Genomic DNA, 21,013 nt, shown 5'->3' on the forward strand with positions numbered 1-21,013 from the left:
CGCGGATCCGGGTCGCCTCGGGCGAGGCCTCCGGCAGCCGCTCGACCGCGAGCGACGCGAGGTCGGGTCGGTCGATGACGCTGGCGAGTGCGGCGACGCCGAGGAGCGAGTCAACCGGTCCCTTGAGGGCGAGCCCACGAAGCTCGGCAGCGGCATGCTCCCGGTCACCGGCGGCGGCATCGGCGGCGACGGCGACAAGCGGCAGCCGCCGACGGACGGCGGGGTGCCGGAACTGCTCCCGAAGGGGTGCGGGGGAGGCGCGCAGACCGACCGAGACGGCCTTCCACCGGTCTCTCGCGACGTGTCGACCGGCGACCGAGATCGCCGCGGGCAGCTGGGAGAGCCGCGACCAGCCCTGGGCGGCCAGCGAGACGACCTGGCGAGCAGTCGAAGGGACGATCCGTGCCGTCGGCCGCTGCGCTGTAGCCCGACCAGCACTCGCCATGCGCGTATCTTGGCACAGTTCGGGGCTTGCCCCTGGTGCTGTAAGACTGTCCCTCATGACTGCGATCCCGCCCCAAGCGCGGCACCGGCTGGCCAAGGTGGCGCGGGCCCTCGACCGCGCACGGAACGATCGCCGGGCGCGTTCGCAGCTGATCGCTCGCGTCAGGACCGAGGTGCGGCGCCGGGTTCCATTCGTCCACGGCCGGCAGTCATTGCCCCCGCTCCCCTCCTTCCCGCTCCCCACGGGCCCAGTCGTCCGGCCGGACGTCCGAGCAGCCGTCATCCTCGACCCGTTCTCGGAGCTCGCCTTCGCGTACGAGTGGGACCAGGTCAAGCTCCTGCCGGGGGAGTGGCGCCGGCAGCTCACCGAACCGCGCAAGGCCGACCTGCTCTTCGTCGAGTCCGCGTGGCAGGGCAATGACCGCGCATGGCGGCTGGCCATGACGAGCGACCAGCCCATCCGTGACGAGTTCAGGCAGCTCGTCGGCTGGTGTCGCGAGCACGGGATCCCGACGGTCTTCTGGAACAAGGAGGACCCGCCCAACTACGACACGTTCATCGACACCGCCCGCGTGTTCGACCACGTCTTCACCGTCGACGCGGACCGGATCCCGGACTACGTGCGAGACCTGGGCCACGACCGCGTCGGACTGCTCCCGTTCGGCGCCCAGCCACGGATCCACAACCCGATCGAGCGCGACCACGGTCGGACCTACGAGGTCGCCTTCGCCGGCACGTACTTCACGGAGAAGCACCCGGAGCGCCGCGAGCAGATCGAGACCATCGTCAAGCCGGCCATCGACCTGGGCCTGCACATCTACTCCAGGATGGCGGCAGAAGACCACCGCTACCAATTCCCGCCGGAGTACCGGTCCAGTGTCGTCGGCTCACTCCCGTACGAGCAGATGCTCGCGGCGTACACGTCGTACAAGGTCTTCCTCAACGTCAACTCCGTGACGGACTCCCCGACCATGTGCGCGCGCCGGCTCTTCGAGCTCTCGGCGGCCCAGACGCCGATCGTCAGTGGCCGGGCCGCCTCCATCGAGCCCTTCTTCGGTGACACCATCGCGGTGTCCGATTCTCCCGCAGAGAGCAGGCTGGTCCTTGGATCGCTGCTGCGGCACGAGGAGTATCGCGATCGCGTCGGGCTGCTCGCCCATCGCCGCGTCTTCGACGAGCACCTCTACCGCCACCGAGTGGACACCGTGCTCGACGTCCTCGCCCGGCCCCACGAACCCCTTGACCAGTCGATCAGCGCGGTGGTGCCGACGATGCGCCCCGACATGCTGGACAACGTCCTCGACTACGTGGCGCGACAGTCACATCGACCCGTCGAGCTCGTTCTCGTCACGCACGGGTTCGACGTGGACGAGATCGACCTCAAGCGCCGCGCAGCCGAGCGGGGTCTCGATGCCCCCGTCGTCCGGCAGGCCGACTCGTCCCTGACCCTCGGGGCCTGCATGAACCTCGGCCTCGAGGCGGCTTCGGGGCGCTACGTGGCCAAGATGGACGACGACAACCACTACGCCGAGCACTACCTCAAGGACCTGGTGCGAGCGTTCGAGTACACCGATGCGGTCGTGGTCGGGAAGTGGGCGCACTATGCGCATCTCACGTCCTCCGGTGCCGTGCTCCTGCGGTTCCCGGACCACGAGAACCGCTATGTGCGACTCGTGCAGGGCGGCACGATCCTCGTTCCGGCCGAGGTGGCGCGGGAGCTGCGATTCGAGGACGTGCCGCGGCGGGTGGACACCACCTTCCTCGAGAAGGTGAAGCGATCCGGGGGTCGGGTCTACGCCTCGGACCGCTTCAACTTCGTCAGCGTCCGCTCTGCGACCACTGATGGACACACGTGGCCGATCAGCGATCGAGAGCTGCTCGTTCGCCAGGGGCGGATCACCTTCTACGGCGACCCGATAGCCCAGGTCACCGTCTGACCGGGGCCCGACCCGTTCCAGCATCCAAGCAAGCCGGACCCATGGAGAGTAGATGAAGAGGTCGTCCGGGCCGCGCGCCTACACGAAGCGTCCAGAGCAGTGGCTGTTCCTCGTCGCGGACGCGGCTGATCTCGACGACTGGGTCGAGCAGGCGCGTGATATCGCCCTCGGGCGGCATCACGTCTCGGTCGGTTTCATCCACGGCGAGGTGCCGGAGCGTTTCCCTCGCACGGCCAAGGTGCGTCAGACCCACGACGTGGAGCCGTGGTACCTCAAGGCGTCGATGGACCGCTTCGCGCGCGGAGCCGCCCGGGCCGCGCGACGGGATGCGGCGTGGCTCGCCTCCCGGCGGGTCGATCGGTGGTTGCGCCAGCAGCTGTCCAAGGCGGATCACATCGTCCTCGTCGACGACGCCTTCGAGTGGGTCTTCGACGCCATGCCGCCCCTCAAGGGCAGGGTCTGGCGCGACGGGTCCGCCCATGCGGCGCTCGACGAGGAGTCGGCATGGCGCTGGCTCGTGGTGCAGTCCGAGCTGTTCGCCAAGCGAGGCAGCTATGACCGGCTGCCCGCCTCGGGCCTGGTCGCACGGGGCACGCACCTGCTCTCCGTCGACCACCATGACTTCACCCCTGAGGCGGACGTGCGGACGCCGCTGCGCATCCTCGCCCGGCGCCTGGTGCGCCGCGGCCGTCGGGATGACGCACTCGTCCTGCTCGATGTCATGGACCTGTTCGATCGCCACTACCCGGCACTGCCGGACGAGAAGTCGGCGGCCCGCGCCCTTCGGCTCCACATCGCCATCGCGGCGGGGGAGTCGCTGCCGTCCGACTACGGGGACATCGTCAGGGAGGTCCTTGCGGTCGCTGACCAGCGTTTTGCGACCGACGACTCGGAAGGCGGCTACTCGTTCGCTGTCATCGGGATGGCGCTGCTCTTCCACCAGCAGCTGCACACGGCTACGGACAACAGCCCCCTGCTGGACGACCCCGAGAAGTGGCTCGCTCCGTTGCAGGCAGCCGCCTTCTGGAAGCGCCTGCTGGCGGACGAGCAGGGCCGCACGACGGAGCAAGCCGGGCCCGCGGCGGCACGGTCCAACCGCCAGCGAGTGGTGCTGCTTCCGGGCATCTACCACCACCACGCAGGACCGATGCTTGAGGCGCTCGAGGCTGACGAGGCCGCCGAGCTCGACGTGGTGCGCCTGACCAAGCCGGAGTTCGGCGGGATGATCCTCGACACGACGACGCTCCGGATGCGCCTCGAGGCGATCGAGGACGGTCCCCGCTATGCGCAGGGCCTCGAGCCTGAGGCCGCTGCGGGGATGACCGGCGCGGACGTCGTCGTCGCTGACTGGGCCGACAAGGGTGCCGTCTGGGCCTCCCTGCTGACGCCTCGCGGCGCCAGGATGGCGATCCGCATCCACAGCGTGGACGTGCTTTCAGGCCCCATCCACCTGGTGGACTGGTCCTCCGTCGATACCGTGATCGCTGTCAGCCCGCACATCCGTGAGGTGTTCCGGACGGTGCTCGGCGAGCGTGTGGACCACGTCGACGTCCGAGTCGTCACGAACCGGATCCGCACCGAGAAGTTCGACACCGACAAGTCGCCGGACGCTGACTGGACCATCGGCCTGGTGGGGTGGGGCCAGCGCGTCAAGGACCCGATGCTCGCCCTCGACATCCTTGCCCTGCTTCGTCAGCGCGACGAGAGATGGCGACTCAAGCTCATCGGCGCTGACTTCCCGCAGAACCGCAGTGACCCCTACACCCGCGAGTTCCGCCTCCGGGCCCTGGAGCCGGACCTGATCGACGCCATTGACTATCCCGGCTTCACGAAGCGGCTGCCCGGACACCTGCGCGACGTCGGCTACATCCTCAGCACGAGCCTCCGCGAGTCCTGCCCCGTCGGTGTGCTCGAGGGCATCGCCTCCGGAGCGGTTCCCGTCGTGCGCGACTGGCCGGCGTTCGCCAGGATGGGTGCCGCCCGAGGTCTCTTTCCGGAGCACTTGGTCTTCAGCACGGCCGCGGAGGCAGCGGCGATCATCGAGGCCAACCAGCAGCTTCGCGCCGAGAACGCGGCTCGGGCCAAGGCCGAGCTGGCAGACCTGTTCTCGATCGAGAAGACCGAGGGCCGCCTCGTCGACGCGGTCCTCGGCCGCGCCTGACCCCGCCCGCCGGAGCGCAAGGGTCGATGAGGCTGGGAGCGAGCTCAGCGGCATACGGCATCGTCTCGCGGTAAGTTGAGTGGAATAGACTCAACTTTGACGAGGTTGCACACCACGTACGCCGCCCTCTCACAGGAGGATGCATGGATCTTCAGCTGACCACCAAGGCTCAGGAGGCCTTCGCCCAGGCCGCGACGACCGCCGCCGCGAAGCATCACCCCGCGATCGAGCCGGCCCACCTGCTGCTCGCGCTGGCAGCCCAGCCCGGCACGACCACCCCGGCCCTGCTCGAGAAGGCCGGGTCGTCCGTCGGTGCCGCCACGGCGGCCGCCGAGAAGGAGATGGCCGCCCTGCCGCAGGTGAGCGGCGGCGCCCAGCAGCCCCAGCTGTCCCGGACCGCAGCTGCCGCCCTCCAGCAGGCCCAGCAGTACATGACTGCGATGGGCGACTCCTACGTCTCCACCGACCACCTCCTGCTCGCCCTCGCTCGCACGGGCCAGTTCGGCATCGATGCCGACGCGATCGAGCGGGCCATCCCCGACCTGCGTGGTGGCCGCCCGGTGACGTCCGAGAACCCGGAGGGAACCTACGAGGCGCTCGCGAAGTACGGCACCGACCTCACCGCGGCGGCCCGCGAGGGCAAGCTCGACCCGGTCATCGGCCGCGACGCCGAGATCCGTCGGGTCGTCCAGGTGCTCAGCCGGCGGACCAAGAACAACCCCGTCCTCATCGGCGAGCCCGGCGTCGGCAAGACGGCCGTCGTCGAGGGGCTCGCGCAGCGGATCGTCGCCGGCGACGTCCCGGAGAGCCTGCGGGACAAGACGCTCTACGCGCTCGACCTCGGCGCCATGCTGGCCGGGGCGAAGTACCGGGGCGAGTTCGAGGAGCGGCTCAAGGCCGTGCTCGACGAGATCAGGTCGTCCGACGGGCAGATCGTCACCTTCATCGACGAGCTGCACACGGTCGTCGGCGCGGGAGCCGGCGGTGAGGGCGCGATGGACGCCGGCAACATGCTCAAGCCGATGCTCGCCCGCGGCGAGCTGCGCCTCGTCGGTGCGACGACGCTCGACGAGTACCGCAAGCACATCGAGAAGGACGCCGCCCTCGAGCGCCGGTTCCAGCAGGTCTTCGTCGGCGAGCCCTCGGTCGAGGACACCATCGCCATCCTCCGTGGCCTCAAGGAGCGCTACGAGGGGCACCACAAGGTGACCATCGCCGACGCGGCCCTCGTGGCCGCGGCGAGCCTGTCGGACCGCTACATCTCGGGACGGCAGCTGCCCGACAAGGCCATCGACCTCATCGACGAGGCTGCCTCGCGACTGCGCATGGAGATCGACAGCTCGCCGGTCGAGATCGACGAGCTCCGCCGCGCCGTGGACCGGCTCAAGATGGAGGAGTTCGCGCTCGAGCAGGAGCACGACGAGGCGTCGCGCGAGCGGCTCGAGCGGCTCCGCAAGGACCTCGCCGACCGTTCCGAGGAGCTGGCCGCGCTCACCGCCCGGTGGGAGGCCGAGAAGTCCGGCCTGAACGCCGTCGGCGACCTCAAGGCTCGCATCGACGACCTGCGCACGCAGGCGGACCGGCTCCAGCGCGACGGTGACCTCGCGGGCGCCTCGAAGATCCTCTACGGCGACATCCCGTCACTCGAGAAGGAGCTTGCCGCCGCCCAGGAGCGCGAGGAGGCCGCCGTCCACGGCGACGAGGCCCCGATGGTCAAGGAGGAGGTCGGCGCGGACGACATCGCCGACGTCATCTCGGCCTGGACCGGCATCCCCGCCGGACGTCTGCTCGAGGGCGAGACCGAGAAGCTGCTCCACATGGAGCAGCACATCGGGGCCCGCCTCATCGGCCAGACCGAAGCGGTGCGCGCGGTGTCGGATGCCGTGCGACGCACGCGGGCCGGGGTGTCGGACCCCGACCGTCCGACCGGGTCGTTCCTCTTCCTCGGCCCGACGGGTGTCGGCAAGACCGAGCTCGCCAAGTCCCTCGCGGACTTCCTCTTCGACGACGAGCGCGCCATGGTCCGGATCGACATGTCGGAGTACTCCGAGCGGCACGCGGTGGCACGGCTCATCGGCGCACCCCCGGGCTACGTCGGCTACGAGGAGGGCGGCCAGCTGACCGAGGCCGTGCGCCGCCGGCCCTACTCGGTCGTGCTGCTCGACGAGGTGGAGAAGGCCCACCCGGAGACCTTCGACGTGCTCCTCCAGGTGCTCGACGACGGCCGGCTCACCGACGGCCAGGGGCGGACGGTCGACTTCCGCAACGTCATCCTCGTGATGACCTCCAACCTCGGCTCGCAGTACCTCGTCGACCCGCTGCTCTCGCCTGAGCAGAAGCGCGAGGAGGTCCTCGGGCTCGTGCGCGCCGCGTTCAAGCCGGAGTTCCTCAACCGGCTCGACGAGATCGTCATCTTCGACGCCCTGAGCCAGGCGGAGCTGGCAGACATCGTCGACCTGCAGGTGCGTTCCTTCGCGACCAGGCTCGCCGACCGGCGAATCACCTTGGAGGTCAAGGACTCCGCCCGCAACTGGCTCGCCCAGCGCGGCTACGACCCGGCCTACGGTGCACGACCGCTGCGACGCCTCGTCCAGCGCGAGATCGGCGACCGGCTCGCCCGTGCGCTCCTCGCCGGCGAGGTCCGCGACGGCCAGACGGTGACGGTGGACGTGGACCCGAGCGGGGAGTCGCTCAGCCTGGGCTGAGTGCCCCACCGGAGGAGTGCCGAACGCGCGGTATGTCGCGCGTTCGGCACTCATGTCGTATGCCGGTGAGCTCGCTCACGCGTGTGACGCGGCGTCATGGCCCGGCGGGTGGGTCGGTATGTCACCGTGTGGGCAGCATTGGGGCATATGGGATCCAGGTTTTCCCAAAGCACCTGACCGCAGACCGATTCGGTGGACCATGAGAGGTGGCGCACTGTCTTGGCGCCATGTCATCGGGGGAGATAGGGGACACTCATGCGTGCTCGTCTTGCCTTGGTCGCCCTGGCGGCCGTCGTTCCATGTGTCGCCACCGCGACCGGCGCACAGGCGGCACTGCCGCCAGTCTCGACCTTCGTCGTCAACACCTCCTTCACCGGTACCAGCCCGATCATCGAGGCTGACGGCGTCTGGACCGGCTGCACCGAGGTCATCGACGTCTCCGGGTCGGCCAACCAGATCTCGCCCTCTCGTCTCGTCTTTGCCGGGACGAAGGAGGTCGTCTGTCCGGATGGCAATGTCGTGATCCAGTACACCGCTGAGCTGAACTTCCGCTCTGCGGAGAACTCGTTCGCCAAGACATCCGGCACGTGGCAACTCGTCTCGTCAGACAACCCGAACATCAACGAGGGCGCCGGGACGGTGAGGGGTACGGACCGCGACTGCGGTGACGACTGCATCGTCGACACGTTCTCCGGCCGGGTCGTCTGACGCGGCCCGGACACCGTGGTGAGTGTCGAACGCGCGCCAGGGCGCGCCTTCGGCACTCATGGCCCCGCGGACTCACGCCAGGTGGGGGCCGCCTGGCGACGGCGCGACGCCATCGCCGTACCAGCTCCTGCGACCCGGCCTTTCGCAGGGAGGAGCCCAGCGGCATACGGAATCGTCCGTATGCCGCTGAGCCGGGTCCGCGCGCCCCTGCGAACCCTTCGGCTGGGTCAACGACTGAACAGTTCTGCGTCCCAGCCAAATTCGCGCGCCGCTTCGACGTTGTCCGGCCGATCGTCGGTGAACCACACGTCGCTGCGCACCACGGGGTGCCCGAGGTCAGCCTCGATCATCCGGTGGGCCGCGGCGAACGCCTCGGGATCCGGCTTGGCGATGCCGAAGTCGGCGCTGTTGAGGATCCGGTCGAAGAACGGCGTCAGCCCGAGCAGCTCGATCTCCTCGGGGACGTAGTCAGTCCCATTGGTGAAGACATAGGTCCGGTGGCCGTCCTCGCGCAGCGTCCGGAGCCGCTCGACCGTCTCGTCGATGGGCGAGCCACGGTGGGCTCGCCACTTCTCCATGTGCCCCCGGACGCGCTCGGGCTCGGGGACAGCTGACTCCAGGGCGAGGCAGATCGCGGCAAACCACTCGTCGAAGGTCTGCCGGCCGGTGATCGTCGGCTCGAGCAGGTCCGGACGGAAGGCGGTGGCCGCGACCGTGCCGGGTGGCAGGTTCAGCGCAGCCTCGATGACGGGGTTCTGGTCCCCGGGGGCGAAGTCGCGGATGACCCCGTCGAGGTCGAAGACGTAGGCGACGTGCTCCCTGACCTGCCGGGTCACGTGCTCGGATCGCCGTCGTTCTGCCGGCGCGGCGTCGTGTGCGCCCAGTGTGCGGTGCCCTCGGACACGCTGCCCTCGGCTCGGCCGGTCACGACGTCAGCCACCGACGGGTCGACCCGCTGCTTGTAAGCGTCCTCGAGGCGGGCGACCTCCCGCTCCCGCGCGTCGAGCTCCTTTGCCCATTCGTCGAGTCGACTCTCGCGGCTGCGGAGGTCCTCATCCCGCAGGGAGGCCTCCTCGAAGCGGCGTTCCTGCTCGACTCGGTCGGCCTCGGCCGTCCGCTCGAGGTCGGCGAGGCGCTCGGCCTCCCGTTCGTCCCGGCGGATCCTGGCCCGGCGGCGAGCCGCTGCGGCGACCAGGGCCCAGCCGAGGGCGACGAGGAGCATCGCGATGGCTCCAACGGCGACGAGCTCGAGGGGCTGTGAGTCCCGGCTGAAGCCGAGCGCCTGGAGCTGGACCGTGCCCGTCTCGTCACGCACGCCCAGGAAGGCGGCGATACCGACGCCGGCGCCGAGAACCAAGAGGATGATGCCGAGCAGGGCCATGTCAACTCCTTTGTCATGCGCATCGGTCATGCGCTTCCGGCTGCGTTCGACCCTAGCCGTACCCAGCCGGCGGGTGCTGGTTCGGTTGGCGCCCATGTGGCTCCGTTAGCCTGACGCCCATGCGAATCCCGGTGAAGCTCGCCGCCGCCCTTCTCGCCGCGCTCTGCGCGACGGGACTGGCCGCGTGCACCAGCGACGGCGACAACACTCCGGGACCGACCCCGCCGAGCCCCGCCCAGCGCCTCGCTGCGGCCAAGGCGAAGGTTGACGAGGCGCCCTCGGTCCACCTCGAGCTGGACAGCTCCGGGGTGCCGAAGGACGCCAGCGGTGTCACCGCCGGTGACGGGTGGGGCGCCCACCCGCCCGCCTTCAAGGGCACGCTCAAGGGCGTGTTCTCCGGCATCCCCGCCGACGTGGAGATCATCTCCACGGGTGGCGAGGTGTGGGCCAAGCTGCCGCTCTTCCCCGGGATGAACAAGATCGACCCCAAGGCCTTCGGCGTGCCCGACCCGGCCACGCTCTTCTCGACTGATCGTGGTCTGTCGTCGCTGCTCACCGCCACGCAGAGTCCCGTCGAGGGGGAGCAGGTCCGGAACGGAAGCGAGGTCCTCACGACGATCAAGGGGACCATCCCGGGTGCGAACGTCGTCGACCTCTTCCTCATCGGCGACCGGAACGGCTCCTTCCAGGCCACCTTCGGCCTGACCGACGCGGACGAGCTGCGTCAGGTCGCCCTCACGGGGCCGTTCTTCGGGTCCGGCACGTCGTCGACCTACACCGTGACGCTCGACCAGTACGGCACACCGGTCACCATCGAGAAGCCCTGAGCCCGGTGCCCTCGTCCCGCCGGCACGCCCTGCTGGCGACGGCGTCGGTCGCCGTCGCGCTCGCAGCGGCCGACACCTATGTGGTCGTCCTGGCGCTGACCGACATGATGGCCGGCGTCGGCATCGGCGTGGACGCGCTGCAGCGGGCGACGCCGATCATCTCGGGCTTCCTGCTCGGTTACATCGCCGTGCTGCCGCTCATCGGGCGGCTCTCGGACCTGCTCGACCGGCGCCGCGTGCTGCTCGGTTGCCTCGTCGTCTTCGTGGTCGGCTCCGCGGTGACGGCGCTGGCGACCGACCTGGGCATCCTCGTCGGCGGCCGGGTGCTCCAGGGCATCGGCGGCGGCGGGCTGGTGCCCGCGACGCTGGCCCTCGTCGCGGATCTCTGGCCACCGGACCGTCGCGGCACACCGCTCGGCGTGGTCGGGGCGGTGCAGGAGCTCGGCTCGGTGCTCGGCCCCGTGCTCGGCGCGGTGATCCTCGCGTGGTCGGGATGGCGGGCCATCTTCTGGGCCAACGTCGTGGCCGGACTCATCCTGTATGCCGCTGTGCGCGCTCTCGGGCCGCGCTCGCTCCCAGCCCTCCCGCCCCTCACGTCGAGTGTGCAGAAAGCGGCGCCGTCCGCCACGTCGAGTGTGCAGAAAATGCCGCCGTCCCCCACGTCGAGTGTGCAGAAAATGCCGGAGGCGGGACCGGGGTCTGGGCGCACGCGACGCGTGGTGGTGTGGGTGCTCGCCGTGCTGGGACTCGGCCTCGGTTGGCTCGGGCTGGCCAGGCCAGAGGCCCTCGTCTCGGACGTGACGCTCGGCGTGCCGTTTGTGCCCTTCGTCGGGGCGTCGCCGCTCCTGACCCCGATCGGGGTGAGCGCGCTGATGCTGCTCCTCCTGCTCGCAGCCGTCACAGCTTCCCGCTGGTGGGCGGTGCTCCGCCGTGTCGATCTCCTCGGGGCGCTTCTCGTCGCCATCGCGCTGGGCAGTCTCGTCCTGACCTTCGCGTCGTCCGATCCCGAGAAGGAGGTGGTCGGGCCATGGGGCCTGGCGCTCCTGCCGCTCGGGGCGGTAGCGCTGGCCGTCCTCCTCTGGTGGCATGGGCACGCGACCGACCCCCTCATCCCCAGGCGCGTCGTCGGCCAACGTGGCCTGCGTTCCCTCTTCGTCAGCCTTCTCGTCGGCGCTGCGCTCGTCGCCGTCGTCGTCGACGTCCCGGTTCTCGCCCGCCTGACCGACGCCTACGACGAGACGGGGGCGGCACTGGTGCTCGTCCGCTTCCTGCTGGCAGTGCCAGTCGGCGCCCTCGTCGGGGGATGGTCCCTCCGTCGACTGGGCGACGGCGCCGTGGCCGGGTTCGGGCTCCTGATGGCGGCAGCTGGGCTGCTCGCCATGTCCGGGTGGACCCTCGACTCCATCCAGGACGCGGTGCCGACGACGCTCGTGCTGATCGTCGTCGGCCTCGGCATGGGACTTGCCCTCGCTCCCGTGAACAACGCGGCGCTCGCCGACTCGCCCGAGCATGCGCACGGCGTCGCGAGCGCCCTCGTGGTCGTCGCGAGGATGGTCGGCATGGTCGTCGGACTCGCACTCCTGACCTCGATCGGGCTCAACCGCTACTTCGAGGCGGCCCGCCGCATACCGGACCCGCTCGCCACGGACGCGCTCGTCGCGGCCGGCGTGGTGCAGGTGCAGACCGTCTTCCTGGGTGGCGCCGTCGCGGCGCTCCTGGGTGCGGTGATCGCCTTCACGCTGGGCAGCCGTCGGGTCGCCGTCAAGGTCGTCGACGAGCCGAGGTTCGTCGGCCTCTGACGGTCGAGCCACGGGTTTGGGGCAAACCAAGACTGCGCACCCTTCGTAGCCAGCCGTTGGCCTGCTTCCCCTTGTTCGAGGCCGCTACTCGGTGCGCGAGCCGCAGAGCCTCGAGGACGAACACTGGTGCGGGCGTGCGCGGCCGTCCACCGGCTCAACCGCACAGCAGTGATCAGCCACCATTCGGCCCCATCGGCGGGGTTCGCCAGTTTCGCCTGGTCAGAGCTCGACAACCTCACTTTGACCAAGAGCCGAGTTGATCAGGCCATCGTCGACAGCGTTGCCCAGAAGTCCGCACTCCTGGTCTCCGACCATGCCTGCTGGCGAGCTGCGGGCTGAGACGGCACCTGAACGGGAGAGCGAGCCCAGCGGCATACGGCCCAGCGACATCACTCCGAGTCGATCTCGAACACGACGGGGGCGTGGTCGCTCGCCCCCTTACCCTTGCGTGCCTCCCGGTCGATGGCTGCACCGACGACCCGCGCCGCCAGCGCCGGCGAGCACAGGGCGAAGTCGATCCGCATTCCCCGGCCCTTCTGGAAGCGCAGCTGCGTGTAGTCCCAGTACGTGTAGACCCCGGGACCCGGAGTGTGCGGCCGGACCACGTCCTCGTAGCCGGCGTCGACGACGCCCTGGAAGGCGGCGCGTTCCTTCGGCGACGTGTGGGTGCGTCCCTCGTAGTAGGGCACGCTCCAGACGTCCTCGTCCAACGGTGCGATGTTCCAGTCGCCGAGCAGGGCGACCTGTGCGCTCGGGTCCTCGGTCAGCCAAGCGCGGCCGGCATCGGCGAGGGCATGCAGCCAGTCGACCTTGTAGAGCAGGTGCGGGTCCTCGAGTGTCCGCCCATTCGGGATGTAGAGCGACCAGACGCGGACGCCGCCGCACGTCGCACCGATCGCCCTGGCCTCGGCGGCCACCGGGTCGCCCCACCCGGGCATCTCCTCAAAACCGATCTGCACGTCCTCGATGCCGACTCTGGACGCGACCGCCACGCCGTTCCACTGCGACAGCCCATGGTGGGCCACCTCGTAGCCGAGGTCCTTGAACCGGTCGTAGGGGAACTGGTCCTCGCGAGCCTTGGTCTCCTGGAGGGCGAGGACGTCGACGTCGCTCCGGACGAGCCAGTCCGTCACTCGGTCGATCCGGGAGCGGATGGAGTTGACGTTCCAGGTGGCAATGCGCACGGTTCCTTACCCTAACGAGCGGGTCGGACACGGCCTGACCACCCTGCGGGCACATGGCGACGATGGGTGATCATGGGGCATGGCAACCCACCGGCTGACGACCCTGCAGCACGAGCGCCTCGTCTTCGACGTGACCGATGCGGGGCCGGCCGATGGCACTCCGGTGGTGCTGCTGCACGGCTTCCCGCAGGACCGCTCGAGCTGGGACCCCATCAGCGAGCGGCTCCACGCCGCCGGGATGCGGACCTGGGCGCCGGACCAGCGCGGCTACTGCGCCGGTGCCAGGCCACCGGACACGGCCGCCTACCGGCTCGAGCACCTCATCGGCGACGTCATCGCGCTCATCGACGCCACGGGTCACGAACGGGTCCACCTCGTCGGCCACGACTGGGGTGGAGGCGTCGCCTGGCTCGTGGCCGGCAACCACCCGGACCGCGTCGGCTCGGTGACGGTGCTTGCGACTCCGCACCCCGCGGCGCTGTCCCGGTCCCTGCGGACCTTCGACCAGCTGCGCCGGTCGTGGTACATGGCCGCCTTCCAGGTCCCGGTGCTCCCGGAGCGAGTCGTCGCCGCCGGTTTCCGCAGCGTCATGGTCGGGTCCGGCCTGCCCATCGAGGACGCGGAACGCTACGCCAGCCGACTGGCCAGGCCCGAGGCGCTCCGCGGGCCGATCAGCTGGTACCGCGCCATGCGATCCTCGACCGTCCGGGCCCACCGCGTCGCCGTACCGGCGACCTACGTCTGGGGATCACGCGACGTCGCGCTCGGGCGGCATGCGGCGGAGCTGACCCGCGACCACGTGACCGGGCCGTACGAGTTCATCGAGCTCGACGCGACGCACTGGCTACCGGAGACACGACCGGCCGAGTGCGCGGACGCGATCATCAGCCGGGTGCAGAGCACGCCCGCACCCTAAGGTGACCCCCATGACCTCGCGCCCCGTCGCCCTCGTGACCGGAGCCAGCGCTGGCATCGGCCGGGAGTTCGTCAACCAGCTCGCCCAGCGAGGCCACGACCTCGTGCTCGTTGCGCGCGACCGGGGCCGACTCGAGGAGGTGGCCGCCGAGCTCAAGCGGACGTATGCCGCTGAGTCCGAGATCCTCGTGGCCGACCTCACCGATCGGCAGGCTCTTCAGGCGGTCGCCGACCGGCTGGGTGACGGGGACCGTCCCGTGGACGTGCTGGTGAACAATGCCGGCTTCGCCCTGCGCCGGAGCTTCTTGCGCGGCGACCTCGCGGACGAGGAGGCGGCCTTCGACGTGTTCGTGCGGGCTGTGCTCGTCCTCTCCCACGCCGCGGGCCGGGCGATGCGCGATCGGCGTCGCGGCACCATCATCAACGTGTCCTCGGTGGCCGGATTCCTGGCGTCCGGGTCCTACTCCGCGGCCAAGGCCTGGGTGACCTCGTTCACCGAGGGGCTGGCCATGGAGCTGGACGGCTCCGGCGTCACCGCCACTGCGCTCTGCGCGGGCTTCACGAATACCGAGTTCCAGGAACGCGCCGGCCTCTCGAAGCCGGGTCCCGGTTTCATGTGGCTCGACCCGGCCGATCTCGTCGCTGGCTGCCTGAGCGATGTGGCCAAGGGACGCGTCGTCTCCGTGCCGGGCCTCCAGTACAAGGCGATCGTGGGGCTGCTCAGCGTCGCGCCTCGCCCACTCGTCCGCAGGGCTGCCAAGGTCGCTCGCAGACGCCGCTGATGCGTGACGCCGCTGGCGCTGGGGCCCGGCTCAGCGGCATACGATGAAGCCTTGTGACCCAGCCACGGACCGACGTCGCCCTTGCGCGCGCCCGACTGCTCGAACTGATCACGGAGCGGGCGATCGTCCACGGCCGCGTCACGCTCAGCTCGGGCACGGAGGCTGACTACTACGTCGACCTGCGGCGCATCTCACTCGACGGCGAGGCCGCGCCACTGGTCGGAATCGTCATGCGCGACCTGACCCGGGACCTGCGCTACCACGCCGTCGGCGGCCTGACGTTGGGGGCTGACCCCGTCGCCACCTCGATGCTGCACGCCGCGGCGGCTACGGGGGAGCAGTTGGACGCGTACGTCGTCCGCAAGGCCGGCAAGGCACATGGGCTCCAGCAGCGGATCGAGGGGCCGCCCATCCGGGGCCGCCGGGTGCTCGTCGTCGAGGACACCACGACGACCGGCAACTCGCCGCTCGAGGCGGTCAGGGCGGTACGCGAGGCGGGAGCGACACCGGTAGCCGTCGCGACCATCGCGGACCGCGCGACCGGCGCCGGGGAGCGGATCCGGGAGGAGGCCGGGGTGGAGTACCGCTATGCCTACTCACTCGAGGACCTCGGCCTGGGCTGAGGGGCCGCCGCGCTGGGCCGGGTAGCCGCGCCTGAGCGCCGCCACCGTCGAGGGTGGCGTGACCAGGGTGGCGGTCCCGGTGCGAGGACGCGGCACCTTCTCGCCATAGCGGTTGTCAGGCCGCCAGAGGGTGAGGTGGTCGTCCTCAACGAGGGCTGGCCCCGAGTCGATGAGGACGAAGGAGCCGGCGGGCAGCTCTGGCCAATGAGCCGTGTGGAGTCGACGGGAGCGGTGCCGCGCGTCCCAGCGCTCCTCGTGCAGCAGCCGGTCGAGCTCTGGCGCGAGGAGTCGTGAGGCGCCGAGGCCCTCGGCGACAAGGCCACGGAACTGCGTGTAGGCGGGCCGCCGGCACTCGGCGCACGGGCGATGCCCGGCAGCAAGGGCGACGGCCTCGTCGAGGAAGAAGAGCGGCGTGTAGTGCCCGGGCTCCCACTGCGCAGCCCGCCGGTTCCAGAACGACAGGCGGCAGGTGATCCAGGCCCGGGTCTGGTGGTTGCGAACGACCTCACGGGTGCCACGACCGTCGTGCAGGCGGCCGCGGTTGCCCATCCACGTTCCTCGGCCGGGGGCGGCGATGATCTCGCCGAGCGGGCTGACCCGGTTGCGGGCCGGTGCCCGCGGGCCGGTGGCCTGACTCACTCGAGCACCTCCAGCAGGATGTCGACGGGGTCGCCCTCCTCGAGGTCGTGGGCCGCGCGCACCTTCTTCTTCATCGGCAGGACGTAGCTCCCGCTCGTGGAGTCGGGGAACACCGAGGTGTCCCAGATGGTCGGCCGGCCCGGCCCGTCGACGTGGACCCGCACCCGAACCGAGCCGAACCCTCGCGGCGGGCGCGGCCTCTCCCTTGCGAGCATGGACGCGGACTCGGGGAGCGTTACGAAGAACCAGCCGTCCTGCGCCTTCCAGCGCCACAGCTCCGCGGTGAACCTGCACGACTCCATTCCCAGAATCTAGGGCGCGGCACCGACAACGCAGCGGGGCCGGAGCCGGCCACCGGACTAGGATCGGTGCACCGACCACTGCGAATCGGGAGTTGCCATGATCGTCGTCTGGATCCTGCTCGGCCTCGTCGTCATCCTCGCCATCTGGGGCGTCACCGCCTACAACGGTCTCATCGCCCTGCGCAACAAGGTCGAGGAGGGCTGGCGCCAGATCGACGTCGAGCTCAAGCGTCGCCACGACCTCATCCCCAACCTCGTGGAGACGGTCAAGGGCTACGCGACGCACGAGCGCGGCACCCTCGAGGAGGTCATGCGCGCTCGGTCGGCGGCCATGGCGGGCGGTCAGTCGCCGGTTCAGGCGGCCGAGTCCGAGGGCATGCTGAGCCAGGCGCTCGGACGGCTCATCGCGGTGAGCGAGGCCTACCCGGACCTCAAGGCGAACCAGAACTTCCAGGCACTCCAGGCCGAGCTGACCAGCACCGAGGACCGCATCGCAAGCTCGCGCCGCTACTACAACGCACTCGTGCGCGACCTCAACACCAAGGTCGAGTCCGTCCCGACGAACTTCCTCGCCAACATGGCCGGCATCAAGCGTGCCGAGTACTTCGAGACGTCCGCGGTCGAGGCGCAGGTGCCCAGCGTCAGCTTCGGCAACCAGGCGCCGGGAACCTTCGGCAACGCGCCGACCCCGCCCGTCGTCGGCGGTCCGTCGACGCAGCCGGGCTCCGTGACGGGGCCGACGACGCAGCCGGGCCAGAGCCAGAGTGCCAGCGGCCTGCCGCAGGCGCAGGCGCCCGACCCGACGGTCGATCGGCACGCGCCCAACGAGTGAACCTCTCTGCGGGGCGCTAGCTGCACACTCGACGAAAGCGTGGGCCAGCTGGCATCCAGCCGGGCTTGGTCGAGTGTGCAGTCCGCGACGGCGCCAACTGCACACTCGACGGGGCCGGCCGGGCGCCAACTGCACACTCGACGTGGCCGGCCGGGCGCTAGCTGCACACTCGACGAGGACGTGGTGAACGGCTTGGTGTTCGCCTGCAGCGATCAGGGGAATCGGTGCGGTGCCGGCGCTCGTTTCACGGGAATGACCGATGACGACGCCCTGGACGCCTATTCCGCCGTGGTGACCAGCGTGGCCGCGCACCTGACGCCGCGCGTGGCATCGGTGCGGACGAGACGCGGCTCAGGCTCGGGGGTCGTTCTCAGCGCCGAGGGTCATCTGGTCACCAACGCCCACGTCGTCGGCGAGGCGAGCCGCGGTGAGGTGGCCTTCGCGGATGGGGTGACCGGTCCGTTCGCCGTCGTCGGACGCGATCCCCTCTCCGACCTGGCGATCATCCGGACGGGGGCCGACGTCCCGGAGCCGCCGGAGTTCGGGGACGCGGACCAGCTCCGGGTCGGCTCGCTCGTCGTGGCCGTGGGCAACCCGCTCGGCCTCGAGGGCAGTGTCACCGCAGGGGTCGTCAGCGCCCTGGGCCGTTCCATGCCCGCAAGAGGTCGCACGGCGACCCGGCTCATCGAGGACGTCATCCAGACCGATGCGGCCCTGAACCCGGGGAACTCCGGCGGGGCTCTCGCGGACGCCCGGGGTCGCGTCGTGGGGATCAACACGGCCGTCGCGGGAATCGGCGTGGGCCTCGCAGTGCCGGTCAACGCGACGACGCGGCGGATCCTGCGGGCGCTGCGCGAGGACGGGCGGGTGCGGCGGGCCTACCTAGGCCTGGTCAGCGTGCCGACGCCGCTCGACGAGCGATGGGTCGAGCGGACCGGACGGCGTCACGCCCTCCGCGTCGCGGAGGTCGTCACCGGCAGCCCGGCCGCGGCAAGCGGGATCCAGCCCGGTGACCTCATCATCGCCGTCGACGGGACCCCGCTGGCAGATGCGCAGTCACTGCAGCGGCTGATGTTCGAGGACGCCATCGGACGACGCACCGAGATCACCGTGCTGCGCAACGGCGCAATGGTCGACGTCGTGGCACGGCCCGCAGAGCTCGTCGACTGACCATCCTGAGGTGCGACGCGCGGGACCTGCCCGGCGGTCATCCCTTGACGTAGGAGAGCTTCTCGCAGACCTTGCCGTCGCGCAGCCGAAGGATGTCAACGCCGCGGACGTGACCGGGGGAGCCGTCGTCGTTTGCCCACGAGAACCGCCAGCGCAGGACGCCACGTTCGCCGGCGACGAACAGCTCCTCCTCCGTGAAGTTGGCCCCCCTCGTGGTTGAGAAGACCTCCTCCCACACCTGACGGACCGCCTCGGCACCCTCATGCCGGATGCCGTCAGGGGCTGGTCCCGTGGCCTCGAAGACGCAGTCGTCCGTCATGTGCGCCATGATCGCCTCGATGTCCCCGCGGCTGAACGCGGCCGAGAACCGAGCCAGACCGGCGTGGTTGGGTCCCCAGTGCGCGTCCCGGCCGAAGGCGGACAGCAGGTCGTGCTGGGGGTCGCCGGACGTACCGATGCGCGGCCCGACGGCCCCAGTCGACCGATAGCCGTCCTCACGTGCGGCAAACCAGCTGGTGACCTCGGCCACCAGCTTCGGGTCCAGGTGCGTGTCTCCGCCGGTTGCGGCGGCCAGGTCCCAGGCATGGACGAGGTGGTCCGCGGCGAGCTGGTGGACGTACTCCTCCACCGACTCCTCGCCGTAGGAGAGGTGGACCGTTCCCTGCCGGGGCAGCATCTCCGCGACCAGCGCGCTGGCCTGGCCGGCGGCGTAGAGGGCGCGGCTGACCGGTTCGGACCCGAGCAGGTCTCCGTCGAAGCGGTCCCCAACCCGCTCGATCGTCTCCCCGCGCACGAGCGGCGCCGTCCACAGGTCCTCGCCAGTCACGTGGTTGACCAGGTCGCGGACCGTCCACGCGCGGCACGGCGTCGGAGCGGTCCAGTCGCAGCCTGCGGCGTCCGCGACTCGGTCGGCCCAGATCTCGAGCGTCCGGCGGTAGAGGGTGCCAACATTCATCGGTCGCTCCGATCCGAGAGCTACCCCTGTTCGTCCAGTGTGAGGCTCAACCCCAGCGTCCGGGAGGCTTTCCGCGGAAGCCGGCCCAGCGGCATACGGCCGAATGGGACGGAACCCGGCGAAGCGATCAGCGACCGTCCCCACTGTCGTGGTGAGTGGCGCTCTTGGCGATCTCCTCGGCTGCCTCGCCGAGCTCGGCGGCGATGGCGTTGGACTGACGTCGGTGCCTGAGGTACTCGAAGACCATCGGCATGACCGACACGGCCACGATGAGCAGGATGGCGATCTCGAGCTTGTCCTGCAGGCCGGGGAACGACTTGCCGAGGAAGTAGCCGAGCAGCGTCAGGCTCGCCGTCCACAGGAGCGCGCCGACCGCGCTCCACTCGAAGAACCGACGTCGCTCCATGCGGCCGACGCCGGCAACCACGGTGATGAAGGTGCGCACGATCGGCACGAAGCGTCCGATGACGAGGGCCTTGTTTCCGTGCTTGTCGAAGAACGCGTTCGTCTGGTCGAAGTACTTCTTCTTGATGAACCGGCCCTCACGGTTGTAGAGGGGCGTGCCGATGGCGCGACCGATCTCGTAGCCGACGACGTTGCCGAGGAAGGCGGCGATGAAGAGGGCCGCGATCGCCACCCCGAGGTTGACGTCCACCTGGCCGGTCGCGATGAACAGGCCCACGGCGAACAGGAGCGAGTCGCCCGGCAGGATCGGGAAGAGCAGGCCGCACTCGATGAAGACGATGGCGAGCGAGATCCAGAAGAAGGCCTCGCCGTACTGCTCGAGCAGGTACACGGGGTCCATCCAGTCCGGGCCCAGCGTGACGGGCGCGAGTGCGGCGAGGGCATGCATGGGCTCAAGGGTAAGGTCCGGTGACCGCAGTGAGGGAATCGGGCGAGATCGGGGGACCACTACCCTGACGGCGTGACGAAGGGCGAGCGCGAGATCGGCGTCGAACGCGAGGCCGTCGGAGTGGGGCCGTGGCAGGGGGAGTGGCCGTCCGGCGACCACTGGGACCCTGACCTCCTGGAGCACGGTGACCGCCGCAACGTCGTCGATGCCTACCGCTACTGGCGGCAGGAGGCGATCGTTGCCGACCTCGACGCGCGCCGTCACGACTTCCACGTCGCCGTCGAGAACTGGGGTCACGACTTCAACATCGGATCGGTCATTCGCACGGCGAACGCCTTCAACGCCAAGGCTTTCCACATCGTCGGCAAGCGCCGCTGGAACCGCCGCGGGGCGATGGTCACCGACCGCTACCAGCACGAGCACCACCATGTGGACGCGGCCTCCTTCGCCGGGTGGGCGCGGAGCGAGGGGCTGTCCATCGTCGGGATCGACAACCTGCCGGGTTCGGTGACGCTCGAGACCTACGACGTGCCGCGCCGCTGCGTCCTCGTCTTCGGCCAGGAGGGGCCGGGGCTGTCCGAGCCGATGCGCAGCGAGTGCGAGGTCGTCCTCCACATCGAGCAGTTCGGCTCGACCCGGTCGGTCAACGCCGGTGCCGCTGCCGCCATCGCGATGCACGCGTGGGTGCGCCGCCACGTCTTCGGCCAGCTGCCGTAGCGCCCCATCGCAGCTGCAACCCCCCAGCCTCAGTCGAGTGTGCAGTAGACGCCGGCTCAGCTTCAGTCGAGTGTGCACT

20 protein-coding genes are annotated in these 21,013 nt (G+C 70.1%); 12 read left to right on the top strand and 8 right to left on the bottom strand.

The annotated features are described in order from the left end of the window. Positions 1-445 (bottom strand): hypothetical protein (locus VJN29_RS14980; RefSeq protein WP_324144434.1); only part of this gene is annotated, 445 nt, incomplete at its 3' end. Between the two features lie 55 nt (positions 446-500). Here VJN29_RS14980 and VJN29_RS14985 point away from each other — a divergent pair. The 4 genes from VJN29_RS14985 (at position 501) to VJN29_RS15000 (ending at position 7,955) form a co-directional block, all read left to right on the top strand. After that, positions 501-2,381 (top strand): glycosyltransferase family protein, encoded by a 1,881-nt coding sequence (locus VJN29_RS14985; RefSeq protein WP_324144435.1) that lies wholly within the window; start codon positions 501-503, stop codon positions 2,379-2,381. 52 nt (positions 2,382-2,433) lie between these two features. Next, positions 2,434-4,542, top strand: coding sequence for a glycosyltransferase (locus tag VJN29_RS14990; protein WP_324144436.1), 2,109 nt, complete (start codon positions 2,434-2,436; stop codon positions 4,540-4,542). A 143-nt stretch (positions 4,543-4,685) separates the two neighbouring features. After that, on the top strand, positions 4,686-7,247 hold the full coding sequence (clpB, locus tag VJN29_RS14995) for an ATP-dependent chaperone ClpB (protein WP_324144437.1): 2,562 nt from the start codon (positions 4,686-4,688) through the stop codon (positions 7,245-7,247). Between the two features lie 255 nt (positions 7,248-7,502). Further along, positions 7,503-7,955: a hypothetical protein gene (locus tag VJN29_RS15000; protein ID WP_324144438.1), complete on the top strand. Its 453-nt coding sequence runs from the start codon at positions 7,503-7,505 to the stop codon at positions 7,953-7,955. Positions 7,956-8,182: 227 nt separating this feature from the next. On the opposite strand, the gene VJN29_RS15005 is transcribed toward VJN29_RS15000, so the two are convergent. After that, positions 8,183-8,791, bottom strand: coding sequence for an HAD family hydrolase (locus tag VJN29_RS15005; RefSeq protein ID WP_324144439.1), 609 nt, complete (start codon positions 8,789-8,791; stop codon positions 8,183-8,185). Further along, complete coding sequence (locus tag VJN29_RS15010; protein WP_324144440.1) at positions 8,788-9,336, bottom strand: hypothetical protein; 549 nt, start codon at positions 9,334-9,336, stop codon at positions 8,788-8,790. Before VJN29_RS15010 ends, VJN29_RS15005 begins: the two co-directional genes overlap by 4 nt. A 119-nt stretch (positions 9,337-9,455) precedes the next feature. On the opposite strand from VJN29_RS15010, the gene VJN29_RS15015 reads away from it, so the two are divergent. Next, positions 9,456-10,163, top strand: coding sequence for an LppX_LprAFG lipoprotein (locus tag VJN29_RS15015; RefSeq protein WP_324144441.1), 708 nt, complete (start codon positions 9,456-9,458; stop codon positions 10,161-10,163). Between the two features lie 5 nt (positions 10,164-10,168). Further along, the gene (locus tag VJN29_RS15020; protein WP_324144442.1) at positions 10,169-11,962 is read left to right on the top strand and encodes an MFS transporter; all 1,794 of its coding nucleotides are present in this window, start codon (positions 10,169-10,171) and stop codon (positions 11,960-11,962) included. A gap of 389 nt (positions 11,963-12,351) precedes the next feature. Here VJN29_RS15020 and VJN29_RS15025 read toward each other — a convergent pair whose 3' ends face one another. Beyond that, positions 12,352-13,146, bottom strand: coding sequence for an exodeoxyribonuclease III (locus tag VJN29_RS15025; protein WP_324144443.1), 795 nt, complete (start codon positions 13,144-13,146; stop codon positions 12,352-12,354). A 79-nt stretch (positions 13,147-13,225) separates the two neighbouring features. On the opposite strand from VJN29_RS15025, the gene VJN29_RS15030 reads away from it, so the two are divergent. Genes VJN29_RS15030 through pyrE form a run of 3 tightly spaced genes read left to right on the top strand, consistent with a single transcriptional unit; the run spans position 13,226 to position 15,466 of the window. After that, positions 13,226-14,062 (top strand): alpha/beta fold hydrolase, encoded by an 837-nt coding sequence (locus VJN29_RS15030; RefSeq protein ID WP_324144444.1) that lies wholly within the window; start codon positions 13,226-13,228, stop codon positions 14,060-14,062. A 10-nt stretch (positions 14,063-14,072) separates the two neighbouring features. Continuing rightward, positions 14,073-14,843 carry an SDR family NAD(P)-dependent oxidoreductase gene (locus tag VJN29_RS15035; RefSeq protein ID WP_324144445.1) on the top strand — a complete coding sequence of 257 codons (771 nt, stop codon included), beginning with the start codon at positions 14,073-14,075 and terminating at the stop codon, positions 14,841-14,843. A 53-nt stretch (positions 14,844-14,896) separates the two neighbouring features. After that, positions 14,897-15,466 carry an orotate phosphoribosyltransferase gene (gene pyrE / locus VJN29_RS15040; RefSeq protein WP_324144446.1) on the top strand — a complete coding sequence of 190 codons (570 nt, stop codon included), beginning with the start codon at positions 14,897-14,899 and terminating at the stop codon, positions 15,464-15,466. On the opposite strand, the gene VJN29_RS15045 is transcribed toward pyrE, so the two are convergent. After that, complete coding sequence (locus VJN29_RS15045; protein WP_324144447.1) at positions 15,440-16,105, bottom strand: hypothetical protein; 666 nt, start codon at positions 16,103-16,105, stop codon at positions 15,440-15,442. The two genes, pyrE and VJN29_RS15045, sit on opposite strands and share 27 nt — an antisense overlap. Further along, a complete protein-coding gene (locus tag VJN29_RS15050) occupies positions 16,102-16,407 on the bottom strand; it encodes a DUF1905 domain-containing protein (protein WP_324144448.1) in 306 nt (101 codons plus the stop codon). The genes VJN29_RS15045 and VJN29_RS15050 overlap by 4 nt, the downstream gene beginning before the upstream one ends. Before the next feature lie 97 nt (positions 16,408-16,504). Here VJN29_RS15050 and VJN29_RS15055 point away from each other — a divergent pair, with 97 nt between their 5' ends. Then, positions 16,505-17,239 carry a LemA family protein gene (locus VJN29_RS15055; protein WP_324144449.1) on the top strand — a complete coding sequence of 245 codons (735 nt, stop codon included), beginning with the start codon at positions 16,505-16,507 and terminating at the stop codon, positions 17,237-17,239. Positions 17,240-17,491: 252 nt separating this feature from the next. Further along, on the top strand, positions 17,492-18,409 hold the full coding sequence (locus VJN29_RS15060; RefSeq protein WP_324144450.1) for a S1C family serine protease: 918 nt from the start codon (positions 17,492-17,494) through the stop codon (positions 18,407-18,409). Between the two features lie 37 nt (positions 18,410-18,446). Here VJN29_RS15060 and VJN29_RS15065 read toward each other — a convergent pair whose 3' ends face one another. Both VJN29_RS15065 and VJN29_RS15070 read right to left on the bottom strand, forming a co-directional pair. Beyond that, positions 18,447-19,364: a TIGR03086 family metal-binding protein gene (locus VJN29_RS15065; protein ID WP_324144451.1), complete on the bottom strand. Its 918-nt coding sequence runs from the start codon at positions 19,362-19,364 to the stop codon at positions 18,447-18,449. Between the two features lie 127 nt (positions 19,365-19,491). Then, positions 19,492-20,217, bottom strand: a complete 726-nt coding sequence (locus tag VJN29_RS15070) for a DedA family protein (RefSeq protein ID WP_324144452.1) — start codon at positions 20,215-20,217, stop codon at positions 19,492-19,494. Positions 20,218-20,289: 72 nt separating this feature from the next. On the opposite strand from VJN29_RS15070, the gene VJN29_RS15075 reads away from it, so the two are divergent. Next, complete coding sequence (locus tag VJN29_RS15075) at positions 20,290-20,934, top strand: TrmH family RNA methyltransferase (RefSeq protein WP_324144453.1); 645 nt, start codon at positions 20,290-20,292, stop codon at positions 20,932-20,934. The last annotated feature ends 79 nt before the right edge of the window (positions 20,935-21,013 follow it).

The sequence above is a fragment of the Intrasporangium sp. genome (assembly GCF_035280925.1).
Classification (GTDB): domain Bacteria; phylum Actinomycetota; class Actinomycetes; order Actinomycetales; family Dermatophilaceae; genus Intrasporangium.

Bases quoted from the DNA above. Each gene is read 5' to 3' on its own strand.
- VJN29_RS14985 (WP_324144435.1), top strand. From the start codon at position 501: ATGACTGCGATCCCGCCCCAAGCGCGGCACCGGCTGGCCAAGGTGGCG.
- VJN29_RS14990 (WP_324144436.1), top strand. From the start codon at position 2,434: ATGAAGAGGTCGTCCGGGCCGCGCGCCTACACGAAGCGTCCAGAGCAG.
- clpB (WP_324144437.1), top strand. From the start codon at position 4,686: ATGGATCTTCAGCTGACCACCAAGGCTCAGGAGGCCTTCGCCCAGGCC.
- VJN29_RS15000 (WP_324144438.1), top strand. From the start codon at position 7,503: ATGCGTGCTCGTCTTGCCTTGGTCGCCCTGGCGGCCGTCGTTCCATGT.
- VJN29_RS15010 (WP_324144440.1), bottom strand. From the start codon at position 9,336: ATGGCCCTGCTCGGCATCATCCTCTTGGTTCTCGGCGCCGGCGTCGGT.
- VJN29_RS15015 (WP_324144441.1), top strand. From the start codon at position 9,456: ATGCGAATCCCGGTGAAGCTCGCCGCCGCCCTTCTCGCCGCGCTCTGC.
- VJN29_RS15030 (WP_324144444.1), top strand. From the start codon at position 13,226: ATGGCAACCCACCGGCTGACGACCCTGCAGCACGAGCGCCTCGTCTTC.
- VJN29_RS15035 (WP_324144445.1), top strand. From the start codon at position 14,073: ATGACCTCGCGCCCCGTCGCCCTCGTGACCGGAGCCAGCGCTGGCATC.
- VJN29_RS15050 (WP_324144448.1), bottom strand. From the start codon at position 16,407: ATGGAGTCGTGCAGGTTCACCGCGGAGCTGTGGCGCTGGAAGGCGCAG.
- VJN29_RS15055 (WP_324144449.1), top strand. From the start codon at position 16,505: ATGATCGTCGTCTGGATCCTGCTCGGCCTCGTCGTCATCCTCGCCATC.
- VJN29_RS15060 (WP_324144450.1), top strand. From the start codon at position 17,492: ATGACCGATGACGACGCCCTGGACGCCTATTCCGCCGTGGTGACCAGC.
- VJN29_RS15065 (WP_324144451.1), bottom strand. From the start codon at position 19,364: ATGAATGTTGGCACCCTCTACCGCCGGACGCTCGAGATCTGGGCCGAC.
- VJN29_RS15070 (WP_324144452.1), bottom strand. From the start codon at position 20,217: ATGCATGCCCTCGCCGCACTCGCGCCCGTCACGCTGGGCCCGGACTGG.